Consider the following 15,229-nt stretch of genomic DNA (forward strand, 5'->3'; position numbering starts at 1 on the left):
CTGGCCAGAAAGCTGGCCAGGATTGCCTGGGGCGTCTTCAAGAGCGGCCGGGAGTTCGATCCGACCATGCTGAAAGTGGGTCAAGCCTGCTTCCAGCAGGCTTGATCTCGAACATAGGATCTCGGCTCTACAAACTCCGCCGGCTGTTTACAGGGCGTCCGCGTCCAGCTCACCGGTACGGATACGCACCACACTGCCCAGGTCGTACACGAATACCTTGCCGTCACCAATCTTGCCGGTGCCCGCAGCCTTCACGATGGCCTCAACCACGGCCTCCACCTGGTCATCGGTCACCGCCACTTCCAGCTTCACCTTCGGCAGGAAATCGACCACATATTCCGCGCCACGGTACAGCTCGGTATGGCCCTTCTGGCGACCAAAGCCCTTCACTTCCGTCACCGTGATCCCGGTGACCCCACGCTCGGCCAGCGCTTCGCGCACGTCGTCGAGCTTGAACGGCTTGATCACCGCCATGACCATCTTCATCGTCTATCTCCTGTCTTCCGGCGTGGAGGATAGCGCCTGAACGCGGCCCGTGCGAAGCCGCTGCGGCCTGTCCGGGCAGTGGGTGCCGGCAGTATCCTTGTGCCCGATCGGCCTGCCCGCGCCGGATGCACGGGCCCACCCCCACGGAGCACCCCATGATCGACCTGAACCAAATCGATGACCTCGCCCGTCGCCTCAGCGACCTGGTGCCGCCGGGCCTGCGCGAATCGCGCGAGGAACTGCAGGCCACCTTCAAGAGCGCGCTGCAGGCCGGCCTGGCCAAGCTCGATCTGGTCACCCGCGAAGAATTCGAAGTGCAGCGTGCGGTGCTGCTGAAGACCCGCCAGAAGCTGGACGCACTGGAAACGGCCGTGCGCGAGCTGGAAGGGCGCGGCGCCGCAGAATGAAGAAGGAGGCGCACCGCGCCTCCTACTACAGAGTATTTCGCGGATGGGGCCTTGCGGCAAGGCCCGCCGGGCGCCCTAGACTCGCCAGCCTGTCGATCCGGCAGGACACGCAGGGGCAGTGCCGATGGCGCAGGACACCGAATGGACACCCGTTTCGCATGACACCTGCGACCAGGTCGCCGGGCCGTTCTACCACGGCACCCGCGCCGACCTCGCGGTGGGCGAGCTGCTGAGCGCGGGCTTCCGCTCCAACTATCGCGACAGCGTGGTGATGAACCACATCTACTTCACCACCATTGCCAAGGGCGCCGGGCTGGCTGCGGAGATGGCCAAGGGTGAGGGGCGACCGCGTGTGTACATCGTGGAGCCGACCGGGCCGTTTGAGGACGACCCGAATGTCACCAACAAGAAGTTTCCCGGGAACCCGACGCGATCGTATCGGAGTGCGCAGCCGCTGCGGGTGGTTGGGGAGATTGCGGAGTGGGAAGCCTACGACGCGGAGTTCGTTCGGCAGTTGAGGGCGTTTGTTGCTTCGGGGAGTGGGGAGATCATCAATTGATGTGCTCTGCGCGGGAAGCACTAGGCTGTTCTTCATCGGCCTCATGGATGTCCAGCCCGAGGATGTCCGCTACCGGCCAGGAACGGACGTTCAACTCTAGATTCAAGCCGCGCCGCGGAGCGGCTTGGGCTTGAATGAGCCGTTAGGCCCTATTGCCTGAGCCCTGCTTGATAGTAGTGAGGCGAAATCCTACTTGTAGCGCACGCCTGCGATGCTTAGCCGACGTTTTTTGAACAATTTGTTAGACGGCGATGCCAGCCTGCTATTTATCATCGAATGCCTGAAAGAACTGGACGCTGCCCCATGTGGCAAGTGCAGTGGCAAGAATAGCTAGCGGGACAGATAACCAGTACACCATGACCGATTGGCTTTCAGGCATCCGAAGAAAGTACGGGAGTGCCCTCATAAGGGTGGCGGCTACCGCAAATAAAGTTGAGATTGCCAAAGTGACGAAGAACTGCTTCCTGTGCTTGCGATAGCCACGAACCTGCATGTAAAAAATTACAAATGCACATAGCGCTGCCACGAAAAACTCGATCTGAAAAGCAAAGACCAAAGAGTTCACTGAGCAATCCTTAGCGGTCTAACCACCTAGTAGACGGACCCCTGGGTCCGGGCATACCACTTATCCACAAAGCACCGTATGGTGGGCCTTTCCCTTGATACAGCTCGATCTTAGGGTGGCTGGGTCCGGCTAACAACCCAGCGTATTACCGGATCGAGCGGTAGGCTCGGCTGCCGAACCAATAGCCGATATGGGTCGGTAGCCGACATTGCCATCCTTCCCTGCGGTCGGTCTGGGCCCGATGTCCGCCTTCGGCCAGAATCAGGCGCTCAAGGTGCCGAAATCCCAGGCCAAGCCGCAAATCGGCTTCAACTCAAATAAACAGTCGGCCAGCCCTACTTGAACATCTCCAACAAGTCCTTGTCTTCATGCCGCTGCTCCCACGTGGAGAGAAAGCAGAAGCTCACCCCACTGCGCATTGCAGCCTTCTGGTACCCAGCCAGTTCTTCCTTCGTGATCGGATACTCAACCGGATCAAAGTGCAGAAGCGCCCACGGCTTCAGGAGTGAGAACCCCGTCGTGAGTTCCGAGAAGATTTCCTTCAGCTTGGGCCGGAAGGCGGAGAAATCCGTGATCGGCCCCGCACGATGGCCGAGGGCGTGGCACTGGCGGCGAATGGTTCTGTCACCACCGACCAAGCGAGCAACGAAGTGGTCCTGGTGCACCTGGACGTAGATCAACTGCCGGCGAAACATCTTCATTCCCTGCATCATCCAAACAAGGCCGGTCCGTGCAAACGATCAGGCCCCATCCGGAAGCCGCACCTGCGCCGCGCACTCTGCCGCAACGGGCGCGAGCGTTGCCCCCTTCATTCTTGAAAGCGCCGTAAGCGTGCGTCGTTCATAGGCCTCCGCGACTCCCGGATCTGGCTCGATGAACGGCGATGTGCAGATGTCCTCGACCTTGAATCCATGCGTGGTCAATGCCAAGACCCGCTCAGGTGCCTTGGGCAGTGCACGGGCTACCGCGTAGTTGATGGACAGCGAGGCGCCGGCATCGGAGTACGGCTTGAGCGCAGCCGCCACCTTGAGCCACGAAGGATCGCCTGACTCGATGCCAGAGGTGACCTGCTCAAAATCCCGCTGGTGCTCCCAAAGATCCCACAGCACCTTGCGCCCCCCTTCATTGGCAATGCGATTGAGCACGGCCTGTGCCGAAGGGCCATCCGCCGCGACTGCAGCCGGGCTGGCAAGCGCAAGCGCGAGCAGGTGTACTGCCATGTTTCTCATGGAACCTGACTCCCTGATGGAAGGACCGCTGGGTCCGGTCATACGACCTGTCCACAAAGCACCGTGTGGCGTGCCTTCCCCTGACACAGCGCGATCCTAGGGCGGCGGGGTACCGCTGGCAAGCCAGCACATGACTGGCCCCGGCCACCGGGCCAGAGACTCTGCCACGTTGCAAATGCTCTGGCCGCACGCCATGTAGACCGGGCTTGATCGCCTGCGGGCGATGTCGCATATGCCACGCTCGGAACCCTCCATCTGAAGAACCCGACGACGCGGCCACGCAGGCGCCAGAGGCCTTTCGGGACAAGGCCTCTGAGGCCCTCACGCCTATGCGACAATGCCAAAAGCGTCTCGGGACTTGGCGGCATTGACCCCAACCCCTTGGCGTTCCGCACAGCGGCAGGTCATCGTTACACCGCCACCGTGCATCGGTGGCCGGGCCTCGAAAACCCGCTGTTGTGATGATGTTTACGCTTGCCAGCCGGCACCGCCCTGCGTGGTGCCGGCTGGCAATCCGTCTGCCGGCTATGGCGGGCGGTGCGTGGGGGCCTTGCGCCCGCCGGGGATCATCACACGCCGGTTTTCGAGCCACGCATCGTCCGCCACCTTTATCGGTGGCGGCTTCTGCCTGCTTGCACGGAGCCTGCCATGACCACGCCGCACTCCCCTCCCCCGCGCCCCATCCAGGAAGCGCCCTCGGCCGCTCCGGCCCTGGACCCCAACAGCCTCATCGCCATCCTGCACGCCATCGGCGCAGGCGCTGCGGCCGACGGTCAGCCCTGGCCAGAGCGCCATCATCTGCGCAGCCGGCAGATGGCGTTGTCCGATGCCGACTGCGCGCTCACCGGCCAGCGCATCGTGCAGGAAATCCTGCTGGCGGCCGAGCGCACGCGCCAGAACGGCGAGCCCAGGCAGTACGTGGGCGACCGGGTGATGGAGGGTCTGGTGATGGCCGATCTCGCACTGACCGCCTTCATCCACGAGCGGATGCGCCCCCAGGACTAGGCGCGCCTGCGGCGTGCTGCACCGTGATGCGCCCGGCTTCGTGGCCGCGAAGGCTGATGAGGGCTTTGAACTGCACGCGCAACATGCCCGGGCGACGTCCTTCGAGATCCGGTGCAAGGCCGTGTTGGTGATCGACGTGGAGAACGCGTCCTCGCGCGTGCTGATCCGCATGCCTGGTGCCTTGCAGCCACCCGTCGGCAGCCAGCTCAGGGGTGCTGAAGACTCGCGCCCCGCGGCGTGCATGCGTAAGCTAGGTGCTTGGTCAAGCGAGCATCACCAAGAGAATGCGCATACGGAAGCTCACACTCCCTGTCACGGACGTCACCTCGGCCTCAAGATTCTTTGGAGAAGTGCTGCAGCTTGAGACCAGCGGCGCAGTCGTTGCCGTCGGCTGGAGCATCATCGAACTCATTGAGGGCGACGCTGTCAGTGCCGGCGGAATCCATCTTGCCTTCAATGTTCCTTTCAACCGATTCCGTGCGGCAAAGGAATGGCTGCTGGAGCGGTGTCCGCTGCAAAGGGATAGCAAGGGTCGTGATGTATTTACGTTCGATGAGAACTGGGATGCGGAGTCAATCTACTTCGCCGGTCCTGATGCCTCCATCCTCGAGTTGATTGCGAGACGTCGACTGCCCTCATCTGATCGACATGGCCCATTCCATGGCAGCGAGATCCTATGCCTCAGTGAAGTGGGCCTGGCCACCTCCAATGTCACTGCATCTTGTGAGCATATGGCCGAGGCCTTCGGCATCAAGCCGCTAGGCGCTCCAGGCGAGGAATTCGCGGCGCTTGGAGACGATGAGGGCTTGCTGATCGTCACGCATCGTTCCCGACCGTGGTTCCCCGAAGGCCGCCAATTGCCCTGCGCCTCCGGGCTGGTCGCCCACATCCAGACGCCGCGCCCAGGCTCTTTCGCCTCTTCTGCGGAAGATAACTGGGCAGTGCACTCGGAGTGACGGTGGAGGATGGCCTGGACACGGCCATCCTCATGCCAGCGCCTGGAAACTACGGCGCCTTGGCCGCAGTTCCAGCCACGCCCCATTCAAGAGGCCGGGCAAAGCGGACGACGAAGCCGCAGGGATCTACTACCGTGAACTCTCTCATGCCGTAGTCCCGATCGCCGAGGGGATGCTCGAACTTCACCCCACTTGCTTCAAACCTCTTGGCCAGCTGGTCAACGTCAGGAGTGATGACTCGCAGTGTCACCCAGCGCTCCCCCTGAATGGTGTGTTCGTGGCTGTTGAGAAAGATGTACATCCCATATCCACGCATAGCGGTGAACGGGCGAGCCTGCCGCTCCACCTCAAACCCCAGCTTCTCGTAAAAGGCGACTGCAGGATCCAGGTTCTGGCAGAACAGTTCGACAGCGGACTGCGCGGTTCTTTCGTCAAGTGACCCAACATGATTCTCCGCCGCATATGCAGATGCGGCATTCGCGGTACAGAGTGCAATGGCGTAGAGCAGCTTTCGCATAGAGATTCCTTTTCTCTTTGGTGTTGGATTGACAAGCAATTCCCGGTGCACCGGCATCAATCCCTGCCGTTACCGGTCGATTGGCCATGCGAGAACATGACCGGACCACTGATGACAGTGGATCGAGGCGATATAGCGGCTTGAGCGCTAGCGGCTTAGTGAACTGGCCAGGTCGCGCAGGAACGCGGCCGATGCCGCTGTGAAGTAGGTCGTGCGCAGATCGGTACCCAGCACAGCGCAGTCAGTGCGCTGCAGTGCTTCAATGCTCGCCATGTTGGGCGCGTTGTTGCCGAGCAGCAGCGGACGCCCTTCGCTCCCAAGGATGACGGGCGCGATGTAGACAACAAGCTCATCGATCAGCCCTTGCTGAAGCAGTGCGCCTACCAACGTAGGGCCAGCCTCCACGAGCACGTTGTTGATTCCGCGATCTGACAGCGCACGAAGACACTCACCCGCGTCGGGCCTGCCTTGCAGTCCCTGGGTACGGACGACGCGATCATCGTCCCAGCCTTCCTCGTCTTCATGACAGAAGAACAGCGAGGGAGCTCCGGCATCAGTCACCCGCTTCCCCTTCACGTCGCAATGGCGGGCACCCAGAACCACTCTGATGGGAGGGGAGAATTCCCGGCCATCCGATGTCCTGACCGTAAGCGACGGATCGTCCTCGCGTAGAGTGCCGGCACCAGTAAGGATCGCGCCGTACTCAGCGCGAAGCCGATGCACGTCCAGCCGTGATTCCACGCCAGTGATCCATTTGGACTCGCCAGACCTAAGTGCAGTCTTTCCATCCAAGCTGCAAGCCATCTTGGCCACCACCCATGGCCTGCCCCGGCGCAGCCGGGAGAAGAAGCCACGATTCTGGTGCACTACGTCTGAAGTGCATACTGCAGTAGTCACGGTCACGCCGGCGGCGCGAAGGCGTGCAACGGATCGCCCGTCAACTTCTGGATAGGGGTCCCGTGCACCAATCACGACGCGCGAGATGCCTGCGGATATAACCCGCTCGACGCAGGGACCGGTAAGCCCATGATGAGCGCAAGGTTCCAGGCTTACGTACGCCGTTCCACCCCGCGCTCGCTCGCCGGCATGATCAAGCGCATGAACCTCAGCATGGGCTTCCCCGCGGCGCCGATGAAATCCCTGGCCAACAACTTCGCCGTCATTCACGATCACACAACCAACCAGTGGATTGCTTCGGACGGTTCGTTTGCCACAGCTCGCCAGATCAACCGCCAGTCGCATAAGGCGCTGGTCTTGTTCAGTACAGGTCACCAGCGTCCCTCCAGCTTTGCGAATGATCCGGTCTCGGTGCGACGGTCATCGATCAGGTAGGTGGACCTTGATCGGGTAACACCGATGTCGAATGACAGATTGTGGGCCAGCTCGTACGACGCAACCAAGGAGTGAAGGGCGCCGCCGTTGTCACGGACGCGTCGAAGGCCAACCTCTCCAAGCGCATCGCTTTGGTAGCGTTCATTGCCATTGAACTGGCCGATATAGCGCACAAAAGAGCGCTGACCGAGCGAAGCGTTGATCAGCAACTGACCCGTCGTCTCAGTCGTCCTGGATTGACCAGAGACCTTCACTTGATAGCGGTTCAGAGAAGGAACCACTTCAAGCCAGTCGATTGGGCGTATGCGCGCGGACAGCGACAGCACACTGCCTTTCCCAACCTCATCCAGATCATAGTCAATCTGGTCGCCGAAGGTGGCCGAGAACGACAGAGAAGGCACATGCCTGCTCAGGTTACGTCCAAGTCGCAAGTTCATGTAGTCCAAGGTGTGGATGCGGCCACCGTATCCAGAGCTTCTTCGGCGCTCTCCTGGGACGTACTCGACAAGCAAGTCCAGGTCTCCTTCGCCGCCGAACCAGATGCCAGGAGCAAAGCGAGCCTGGATCAGCTCCCCGGTGGACACAGTCTCGGATCCAATCATCTTCAGGGATGCGCCAACGTTGTTCACCCGACCACTGGGCCTCCAGCGGCGAGTGATCAGGCCCGCCACCTGCCTGAAATCAGCCTGCGGTGTGTAACCGATGTCATTACGGTATGAGCGATCCGCCTGCTCAATGGTCCATGACGTCTCCCACTTGCTCCCCATGGCCAGAATGTCGGCAAAAGCGTAACTGCCGGTGGCGTCACTTCGGACCACCCCGTGCTCCCCCGGCCGTGTCCTGGACTGAACGACTACCGAGCGAACGCGTGCGAGGTCGGAGATCTGCCAAGTCAGATCGGCACCAAGAATCTCGTTGCGCTCATCGTCTTCCTGGTAGGTTCTCATGCCTGCAACAGCCCCAATGCGCAGTGCGGCCCCAGCCTTCGATACACGAACCATGCCCAGCTTGGACTGGCCTTGCGGGCGATAGCCCGTACCAAAAGGCCCGGGAATGGACGTTACACCACCTCCGTCGTCCTCAACGGCCATGCCAGCCACGTCCAGGCCAGCATTGCGGTATGCCATTCGAGCACCCCATGATGGATCGGTGATGGTGCGCGAGTAGTAGATCTGGTTGCCGCCACCTTCGTTGAGGCTTGATCGCGTTGGAAGATCGAACAGATCCACATCGCGAAGGAAGAAGTCGCGCTTCTCAGGTAGATTGATCGCGAACGTTGTATTGGATTGAAGCTGCGGAACATCGAGCTCAACCTGTGAGAAGTCGGGATTCCAGGTCAGATCAACTGAAGTCGTGCTGCCGTTCTCCCAGCGCAGCCAACCACCAATCTCACGGTCACTGTCCTTCTGCCGGACAGAACCCTGCCTTGCTTCATTCTGCGTGCCTGTGACAGACGCACCTGCGGAGAACGTCGACCCGGAAGGCGAACACGCACTGACGTCCAGATTTCCCATGCTCGAGAGGAGATTGACGCTGTTGACCGCGATCGGCTCGCTCGCGTGGACCTCTCGCGCACGGCCAGTCGCATTGCGAAGTACAACGAAGCTCATCGCAGCCGACGAGCCACCCTGTGTCGCAAGGACATCCCAAGGAATCCGGATGCCGACCTTGTAGCCACTATCCGTGATCTGCGCCTTGGAAAGAACGTCGAAGTCCGGTTGAAGATCGAACTTGTTGGCCCCGGCGTGATACACGCCGTCCGCAATGCTGCCTGCCGCGCCAACCTTGAAGAACAGTGCTGAGCGCCTGCCGCCTGTCGGGTCTATCAGGAAATTGACATAGTCCTGGTCGTCCTGCATCCGATCGCGGCGTACACGGGAAGCCCGGATACCATCCTGGGCGGCGTAGGCGACCGCCTCAATGTAGACGAACCTGCTGCTACAAGCGGCCCGCACCTCTGTTCTGGCCGATGCAAGCGCGCCATCGCGAGGCAGCTGCTGCCAGAAGATATCTACCGGAAGCTGTGTGGAAAGATCAACGGAAAACGAGGCCAGGTGCGCATCGTCAACCTGGCTGGCAACCAGACGCGAGGGCTCTGCGTGGGATACCCCGCACACTAGAAAGAGCGAGACAGCGATGCCCTTGGGGCCAAGCCCCCCGCACCGGATAGAGTACGGGCTGGTCACCGCCACGCCTCGCGCTGCTCTTCCGAATCGTAGGATCTCTGCTGACCATTCAGGACATAGGCACTTTGATCCCTGCCGATGTCAGCAACAGCGGGCCCCTTGAGAATCGCAGTCCCGAGACCTGCCTTAAGTGCTCTCAGTGAAAAATCGTACTCCATGTGGTCGCGATTACGCTCATCGAATCGACCAACCAAGCGCCTTGCGGCATCCAGATTCAGCAGGTTTGGCTTGAGGGAAAAGCCCGGCCAAAGGTCGCGACTGTAGTTGAATCCAGAAGAATCGGAGTAAAGCGACACGTCCTGGGGAACATATCGAATGTGAGGAATGCTGCCCTTGCCCTCAACCCACAGGCGGCGTGCCGCGCAGCGGCGATCATTCTCGATCTCCGCATCGAAGGATACGGAAATCAGATCCGGAAAGCTGTCAGCCAGCTCGACAGCACTGGCGAGCCAAGCTCCTCGGTTAAGAAGGACGCTATCGTCTTCCCAGTAGAGCACGTACCTGGTCCGAACTTCATCAAGCATCATGTTCAGGCTGCGAGCATGCCCCATGCCCGCTTCATCCTTGAGGATGAAGCGGGCACCGGGCAGGAGGCCACCCATTGTGACGCGATCGGTGTCGCTCGAGTTGTCATCAATGATCAGCCACTCATGGACTGAGTCAAGTCCAACCAGATTCTCTCGCAGCGACTGCTGCATCTTCTCGAAGAACGCCAACCTGCGACACGTGCAGGTGACCACCGTAACGTCGAGCATCAAGCCGCCTCTGCTTCCACTGCCGAGACCGCGACAGGCATCGCATGGAGCTTTCCGTCATAACTGGCCGCAACAAAGTGGTCGTCATGCCACGTCAGTGACGAAATGCCGGCAATGGACACCTTTCTGACCTCGATCCATTGCTTCTGATCAACATCATAGATGGCAACTGCGCCGCCATAGCTGCCGGTGGCGATCATTGATCCACTCTCCGATACGGCGATGCACTTGATTGAGTTCACATGAGGGGTATCGATGCATTCCGCCTCCCCGGACTCCCCCCAGAGCCTCAGCTTGAGATCGCGACCAATGCTTGCAAAACCGTCCCGGTACGCCGCACATCCGTTGGCGATCCTTGTATGTGCGCCCTCAAAGCCCTCCAGGCCTTCCAGCGAATCTGCGTGGAATGTACCAACGGCACCTGTGGCGCACGCTGTGAACACAAATCCATTGCGATAGCTCAGCCCCTTGATCGCGTTCTCATGAAGCTTGACCGCCTTCTGGAACACCGGCACACCATTGGCACTGACCTCGAACATGAGGCCCAGGCCATCGTAAGTTCCAAAGACGGCACGCTCGGAGTTACCCACGTTGTAAACAACGCAGCAGTTGATCGGTGCGGAATGCCAGTGGAAATAGCCGCGGCTCCTGACGTCGAAGAGCTGACCCAGCTGGCCTGCAGTCAACAGCCCGGCAGAGGTCTTTGCGATGAAGTTGCAGAGAGACCCGGCGTCAAACCTCACGACCCCGTTCTCGAAGACGATGCCCGCGTCGCCAACGGTGTAAAGATTTCCGTCAGCACTGGCAACTGCATTGATGCTCTCGTCTCGCTCAATGAAGTCGGAGGCCCACTGCTTCTGGTGGAAATCGTACACGGCGTAAGTATGACCAAATGTGCCGAAAACCAGCTTTTCTTCACCCAGGAAGCTGCAGGAACGCGGCCACACAATTGCGGGCAGATCCGCTCTATCCACAAGCTCGGCGCTTCCATTCGCGGCAATCCTCCACAGTGCCAGGCTGCGGTCGTAGCTCAGGCTGACGAGCAATCCCTTCTCGGCGGAGTAGACAACCCGCTTGATGCCGGCATCGTGCGCCTTCCATTTGATGGGTTCTGCACCGCCGATTGCCACCAGCTCGCCATCATCGTTGCCGGCGATGACGATTTCCGGGTTGATGACAGCCAGGGTATCCGTTTCTACGCCACCCAGATCGACCAGGGAGATGCATTCGCCTGTCCTGGCATCCCAGTGCCGCACAGTCCCATCGTCGCTGCTGCTGAGCAGAGTTGTCGCGTCCGGCGACCAGGACACCGAGATCACGTCAGCGCTGTGGCCGACGCACGTCATCTCAAGCTTGCCGTCGAGAGAAAATACGCGGACGTTCCCGTCGCGGGAGCAAGTGGCGACCCGCTGCCCGTCCGGGCTGAATGAAGACATCTCCACATCATCACGATGCTGACCCAGAACGCCGACCAGGCGCATGCTGGGGACCTCCCATACTCGTGCGGAGTAGTCGCTGCTTGATGTAACGAGGTGACGGCCATCGGGACTGAAGCTGCACTGATTGGCCAGATGATCATGCGCAACGCGTGCCACAGGCAGGTGGCTTGCAGCATCCCACAGGATGACACGATTGTCGTAACCAGCTGTTGCGACATAACCGTTGACAGACGTGGAGATCCCGCTGATTGGTCCTTGGTGTTTCATACATCCTCCCTAATGCTCGCCGAATGGTTGCGATTCAATCTATTGCCAGCGTGTGGCCGGTCTTCTCTTTCTTGACGCGCAGGTATGACTCGTTGTGTGTGTTGAGGTGAATCCCGGTTGCGACCCGCTCGGCGACCCTGATTCCATATCGCTCCAGCTGCATTGCCTTGTCAGGATTGTTGGAGAGGAGCCTCACGCTGCTGTGACCAAGAGCATGAAGCATCTGCGCCGCGCAGCTGTAGTCGCGCAGATCCGCCTCGAAGCCGAGCTCCAGATTGGCCTGATAGGTGTCCATGCCTGCCATCTGGAGGACGTAAGCATCCATCTTGGCGTTGAGTCCGATACCGCGTCCTTCCTGCCGAAGGTATAGCAGGTAGCCCCCCTCTTTCTCGAGGGTCTCCATCGCTTCGTCCAGCTGCGGGCCACAGTCGCATCGCTGCGATCCAAACACATCTCCGGTAACGCATTCAGAGTGAAGTCGCACCAGGGGCGGCAGGCTGCCGGTGTTGGGGCCAAACCGGAGCGCTACATGTTCCTTGCCATCAGTTAATGCATCGAACGTGATGATCTCTGCGACCATCCGTCCGCCTTTCACTGGGAAAGCGCACTTGCTTCGAACCTGCGCCGGCAACAGGGCCGCCTTCAACACTGCGGCCACACCTTCATCCATGAGCTCAACTACTTCGTTCATTGCTAGTTCCTTCATTTCAATGCCAGATCCAAGCTCAAGCCACACCACGAATGCGATTGCCGCCCATCCTGGCCGCGCGCAGGGCGATCGCCATCATCGTTAGAGAGGGGTTCTGCCACCCTGCAGTGACGAAGCAGGAGCCGTCCGTTACATAAAGGTTGGCGCAGTCCCACACCTGGTTTCGCTCATTGACCACCGACGTCCTGGAGTCACTGCCCATGGCTGCGCCACCCGCTTCGTGCACGAAGCTACCAGGCGATGCCTCACCCTGGTCGTGAATCTGATACTGAGCCACGGAGATCATCTCCAAGAGCTTCCCTCGCGCCTTCTCGTGAAGCTTCGCGTCCGCCTCGCTGGGGGATGATGTGACCTTTACCGTGCGCAGCCCCCATTTGTCCACGGTATTTGAAGCCAGCTCAACGCAATTGCCTACACTCGGCTCGCGCTCGTACTGCGCCGCAAGTGACCAGTTCGCTGTGCCGTCTGGCAGGTTGCGTCCCCGTTGCATCGAGCCGGTAATGGCAAACCCTCTTTCCGCGGCCAACTCATCGCGTGCCACATTGAAGCGGGGGATCAATAGGCCGTGGCCGTGCCCAAACGGGCGAGGCGTGCGGTCGCGTGCGCCTGGAATTGATCCTGAGAAGCTCACCGCCCCCTTGTCCAACAGGCCCTTGCCGAGCAGGCCCCCTGAGTTACCGATTCCGTTGGGGTGAACCTGGCTGGCAGAGTTCAGTAGTATCCGTATGGACTCGATTGTTGATGCGGACAGGTAGACGTTCTTGGCGGGCACACTGAATCGCTGCCCGTTCGTGGCGTCAACGCACGAAACCGAGCCAACACGCCCATCCGCCATGGCAACCAGATGAGAGACGATCACGCCAGAGCGGATTGTGAGGCGGCCTGTAGCGATTGCCGAGGGTAGAAGCGAGTGATGAACTGTCCGCGCACTCCATGCACCAAGGTCCGCTGACGGCACGCCCCTGGGATCGGGAATGACTCTGGACTGCACGACCCTCCGCTCTGGCCACATGGACTGAACGAGGCTCGCAAATCCCGCTTCTTCTTCCGTCATGGGGTGATTGGGCAGGAGATAGCGCCCGTCAGGAAGGGAGGGCGCGTCAGCCGCGGTGCCTTCCACCCCCATGAACCCTTCGATTTCTTCGTAATACTCAGCCAGGTCCACGTGGCGAATTGGCCACGTCACCCCATGTGCGCCCCGCGAGCTGAACTCAAGATCCGAGTGACGCAAGGCGACGCCACCCCAGGTCAAACTGCGCCCTCCAACCTGACGGCCTCGAATCCAGGTGAAGTCGCCCGTCTTCTCGTATGGGTGATGCAGGTCATCGACGAATGCGTCTGGTCCGTTGAACCAGAATGCGGCATGCCTCGACTGCTCGCCTTGCCGAATGGTCACTCTATCCTTGAGCTCATCTGTCCACACCGGCGCACGGGACTCAGCAAAGCCAAGGGCTGGCCCTGCCTCCAGCATCAGGACGTTGAGTCCCTGCCTGGTGAGCTCATGCGCCACCCAGCTGCCAGTCAGCCCTGAGCCAATCACCACCACATCATGGTTCGAGTGAAGTACATCCGGTGTCATATCAATGCTCATTGCGGCTCCAGATGTAGTTCAACTCGTCTGCACCAAGAGAGAGGTCCTTGGACCGCCACAGTGACCTGTAGCGGTGGACATCGCTTGTGGAGATCACGGTGGTTGCGTGAGCAACCTGGGCACGGCAGGTGGCGAGAGACACCGCTTCAACGGAGACTTCGCGGGAACGGGCTACTTCCCTGAGGCGAAGCAGCAGCTCTCGGTTCTCAGCCGTGTCGTAGCTGGAGTCGCCTTTCAACGTTCCAGCCAGAACCAGCTCAGCGCTCTTCGTTGTGAAGAAGCCGCCACCCAAGGGGGACCACAACAGCAGCTCCATTGGAGTCCGCGCATACGCGCCCCTCTCTGCGAGTGCGCTCTGGCCGGCAATCGAGTGACATCCAGGCCATGGCATCGAGCGCCATCTTCCGGGGCTGCATTGTGGGCTACTGACAGACAGGGCCGGCGCTGACAGATCGGCCAGCGCGAGACTGAGCTCTTGCACGCGATCGAAGCTCCAGTTGGATACTCCGTAAGCTTTCACCATTCCGCTCTTCCATAGACCGTGCAGAGAGTCGGCGATCGACGCAACGGGCAGCTCCTGATCATCCCGGTGCAAGAGGAACACATCGAGAGCATCAACCTGGAGAGCCGATAGTGATGCGACGGCATCCGCCCGAAGGTGTGGCTCTTCCAGACGGTTGCCATCTGCATCCGGATGACCGCCCTTTGTGATGATGCGGACCGGACCTTCATCCATGCGACTGGAACTCAGCCAAGCACCTATCGTTCGCTCTGCCTCACCGTCCTGGTAGCTGCGCGCAACGTCAATGTCCCTGCAACCAGCTGCATAGAGCTGCGAGAGAAATCGAACACCTTCTTGGCCTTGAGCGATGCGTGTAGCACCGAATGCAAGCTTGGCCGACGCTCCTGGATGCGCAGCTTCAAATGCTTCAGGAGCATCTGCGCGGCACGAATCGCCAGCGCCTTCTGGGCACAACATCCCACTTGAGTTCGACATCCAATCACCTCCATGTGACTACTCGACTGACGGATACTACATCGTGAAATCACATCGTCAATACGTCTACACAAAAGTTGTGATTCGGCGCATGCGGGCTTGACGTCTGATCTTCGCGCACAACAGAATCGGCCTCGCTTTTCTTGGCCACCACCACCGCCAAGAAGTCGTCGTCAGTCCAAGGAATGGAATGAGCATGTTGCACAGAGACTAGTTACAGCCACTACTC

The 15,229-nt window shown here is 60.1% G+C and carries 16 protein-coding genes and 2 pseudogenes; 6 read left to right on the top strand and 12 right to left on the bottom strand.

Annotated features, from left to right (window positions below):
• Positions 1–105, top strand: a pseudogene (locus tag B9Y64_RS22660) (IS110 family transposase); the annotation flags it as partial.
• A 42-nt stretch (positions 106–147) separates the two neighbouring features.
• Here the strand turns inward: B9Y64_RS22660 and B9Y64_RS21700 are convergent.
• Positions 148–486 carry a P-II family nitrogen regulator gene (locus tag B9Y64_RS21700; protein WP_005411374.1) on the bottom strand — a complete coding sequence of 113 codons (339 nt, stop codon included), beginning with the start codon at positions 484–486 and terminating at the stop codon, positions 148–150.
• Between the two features lie 155 nt (positions 487–641).
• On the opposite strand from B9Y64_RS21700, the gene ubiK reads away from it, so the two are divergent.
• Complete coding sequence (ubiK, locus tag B9Y64_RS21705; RefSeq protein ID WP_005419983.1) at positions 642–893, top strand: ubiquinone biosynthesis accessory factor UbiK; 252 nt, start codon at positions 642–644, stop codon at positions 891–893.
• A gap of 124 nt (positions 894–1,017) precedes the next feature.
• Positions 1,018–1,452, top strand: a complete 435-nt coding sequence (gene arr / locus B9Y64_RS21710) for an NAD(+)--rifampin ADP-ribosyltransferase (RefSeq protein WP_100442414.1) — start codon at positions 1,018–1,020, stop codon at positions 1,450–1,452.
• 262 nt (positions 1,453–1,714) lie between these two features.
• On the opposite strand, the gene B9Y64_RS21715 is transcribed toward arr, so the two are convergent.
• The 3 genes from B9Y64_RS21715 to B9Y64_RS21725 all read right to left on the bottom strand — a co-directional run bounded on the left by B9Y64_RS21715 (position 1,715) and on the right by B9Y64_RS21725 (position 3,237).
• Complete coding sequence (locus B9Y64_RS21715; protein ID WP_100442415.1) at positions 1,715–2,017, bottom strand: hypothetical protein; 303 nt, start codon at positions 2,015–2,017, stop codon at positions 1,715–1,717.
• A gap of 335 nt (positions 2,018–2,352) precedes the next feature.
• The gene (locus B9Y64_RS21720; RefSeq protein WP_100442433.1) at positions 2,353–2,718 is read right to left on the bottom strand and encodes a hypothetical protein; all 366 of its coding nucleotides are present in this window, start codon (positions 2,716–2,718) and stop codon (positions 2,353–2,355) included.
• Between the two features lie 39 nt (positions 2,719–2,757).
• Entirely contained in the window at positions 2,758–3,237 is a 480-nt protein-coding gene (locus B9Y64_RS21725; RefSeq protein ID WP_238379966.1) for a hypothetical protein, read from the bottom strand.
• A 657-nt stretch (positions 3,238–3,894) separates the two neighbouring features.
• Here B9Y64_RS21725 and B9Y64_RS21730 point away from each other — a divergent pair.
• The 3 genes and pseudogenes from B9Y64_RS21730 (at position 3,895) to B9Y64_RS21740 (ending at position 5,207) form a co-directional block, all read left to right on the top strand.
• Positions 3,895–4,251 carry a hypothetical protein gene (locus B9Y64_RS21730; RefSeq protein ID WP_100442417.1) on the top strand — a complete coding sequence of 119 codons (357 nt, stop codon included), beginning with the start codon at positions 3,895–3,897 and terminating at the stop codon, positions 4,249–4,251.
• Between the two features lie 13 nt (positions 4,252–4,264).
• A pseudogene (locus tag B9Y64_RS22380) lies at positions 4,265–4,426 on the top strand (cold-shock protein); the annotation flags it as partial.
• A gap of 175 nt (positions 4,427–4,601) precedes the next feature.
• On the top strand, positions 4,602–5,207 hold the full coding sequence (locus B9Y64_RS21740) for a hypothetical protein (RefSeq protein WP_100442418.1): 606 nt from the start codon (positions 4,602–4,604) through the stop codon (positions 5,205–5,207).
• Positions 5,208–5,256: 49 nt separating this feature from the next.
• Here the strand turns inward: B9Y64_RS21740 and B9Y64_RS21745 are convergent, their stop codons facing one another.
• From B9Y64_RS21745 to B9Y64_RS21780, 8 genes are all read right to left on the bottom strand, one after another.
• On the bottom strand, positions 5,257–5,724 hold the full coding sequence (locus B9Y64_RS21745; protein ID WP_157804553.1) for a VOC family protein: 468 nt from the start codon (positions 5,722–5,724) through the stop codon (positions 5,257–5,259).
• 147 nt (positions 5,725–5,871) lie between these two features.
• Positions 5,872–6,966 carry a bifunctional diaminohydroxyphosphoribosylaminopyrimidine deaminase/5-amino-6-(5-phosphoribosylamino)uracil reductase RibD gene (gene ribD / locus B9Y64_RS21750; RefSeq protein ID WP_100442434.1) on the bottom strand — a complete coding sequence of 365 codons (1,095 nt, stop codon included), beginning with the start codon at positions 6,964–6,966 and terminating at the stop codon, positions 5,872–5,874.
• A 26-nt stretch (positions 6,967–6,992) separates the two neighbouring features.
• Entirely contained in the window at positions 6,993–9,248 is a 2,256-nt protein-coding gene (locus tag B9Y64_RS21755; RefSeq protein ID WP_100442420.1) for a hypothetical protein, read from the bottom strand.
• Positions 9,239–9,997 (bottom strand): glycosyltransferase family 2 protein, encoded by a 759-nt coding sequence (locus tag B9Y64_RS21760; protein ID WP_100442421.1) that lies wholly within the window; start codon positions 9,995–9,997, stop codon positions 9,239–9,241. The genes B9Y64_RS21755 and B9Y64_RS21760 overlap by 10 nt, the downstream gene beginning before the upstream one ends.
• Positions 9,997–11,703 (bottom strand): WD40 repeat domain-containing protein, encoded by a 1,707-nt coding sequence (locus B9Y64_RS21765; protein ID WP_100442422.1) that lies wholly within the window; start codon positions 11,701–11,703, stop codon positions 9,997–9,999. The genes B9Y64_RS21760 and B9Y64_RS21765 overlap by 1 nt, the downstream gene beginning before the upstream one ends.
• Positions 11,704–11,737: 34 nt before the next feature.
• Positions 11,738–12,394 carry a GTP cyclohydrolase II gene (locus B9Y64_RS21770; RefSeq protein WP_202909097.1) on the bottom strand — a complete coding sequence of 219 codons (657 nt, stop codon included), beginning with the start codon at positions 12,392–12,394 and terminating at the stop codon, positions 11,738–11,740.
• A gap of 34 nt (positions 12,395–12,428) precedes the next feature.
• On the bottom strand, positions 12,429–14,003 hold the full coding sequence (locus B9Y64_RS21775; protein WP_100442423.1) for an FAD-dependent oxidoreductase: 1,575 nt from the start codon (positions 14,001–14,003) through the stop codon (positions 12,429–12,431).
• A complete protein-coding gene (locus B9Y64_RS21780; RefSeq protein ID WP_100442424.1) occupies positions 13,993–15,000 on the bottom strand; it encodes an aldo/keto reductase in 1,008 nt (335 codons plus the stop codon). The genes B9Y64_RS21775 and B9Y64_RS21780 overlap by 11 nt, the downstream gene beginning before the upstream one ends.
• Positions 15,001–15,229: the final 229 nt, after the last annotated feature.

Source organism: Stenotrophomonas maltophilia (assembly GCF_002799245.1).
GTDB classification, from domain to species: Bacteria; Pseudomonadota; Gammaproteobacteria; order Xanthomonadales; family Xanthomonadaceae; genus Stenotrophomonas; species Stenotrophomonas maltophilia_S.

Bases quoted from the DNA above. Each gene is read 5' to 3' on its own strand.
- B9Y64_RS21700 (WP_005411374.1), bottom strand. From the start codon at position 486: ATGAAGATGGTCATGGCGGTGATCAAGCCGTTCAAGCTCGACGACGTG.
- ubiK (WP_005419983.1), top strand. From the start codon at position 642: ATGATCGACCTGAACCAAATCGATGACCTCGCCCGTCGCCTCAGCGAC.
- arr (WP_100442414.1), top strand. From the start codon at position 1,018: ATGGCGCAGGACACCGAATGGACACCCGTTTCGCATGACACCTGCGAC.
- B9Y64_RS21720 (WP_100442433.1), bottom strand. From the start codon at position 2,718: ATGAAGATGTTTCGCCGGCAGTTGATCTACGTCCAGGTGCACCAGGAC.
- B9Y64_RS21725 (WP_238379966.1), bottom strand. From the start codon at position 3,237: ATGGCAGTACACCTGCTCGCGCTTGCGCTTGCCAGCCCGGCTGCAGTC.
- B9Y64_RS21730 (WP_100442417.1), top strand. From the start codon at position 3,895: ATGACCACGCCGCACTCCCCTCCCCCGCGCCCCATCCAGGAAGCGCCC.
- B9Y64_RS21745 (WP_157804553.1), bottom strand. From the start codon at position 5,724: ATGCGAAAGCTGCTCTACGCCATTGCACTCTGTACCGCGAATGCCGCA.
- ribD (WP_100442434.1), bottom strand. From the start codon at position 6,966: ATGCGACTGGCGGTTGATCTGGCGAGCTGTGGCAAACGAACCGTCCGA.
- B9Y64_RS21760 (WP_100442421.1), bottom strand. From the start codon at position 9,997: ATGCTCGACGTTACGGTGGTCACCTGCACGTGTCGCAGGTTGGCGTTC.
- B9Y64_RS21765 (WP_100442422.1), bottom strand. From the start codon at position 11,703: ATGAAACACCAAGGACCAATCAGCGGGATCTCCACGTCTGTCAACGGT.
- B9Y64_RS21770 (WP_202909097.1), bottom strand. From the start codon at position 12,394: ATGAACGAAGTAGTTGAGCTCATGGATGAAGGTGTGGCCGCAGTGTTG.
- B9Y64_RS21775 (WP_100442423.1), bottom strand. From the start codon at position 14,003: ATGAGCATTGATATGACACCGGATGTACTTCACTCGAACCATGATGTG.
- B9Y64_RS21780 (WP_100442424.1), bottom strand. From the start codon at position 15,000: ATGTCGAACTCAAGTGGGATGTTGTGCCCAGAAGGCGCTGGCGATTCG.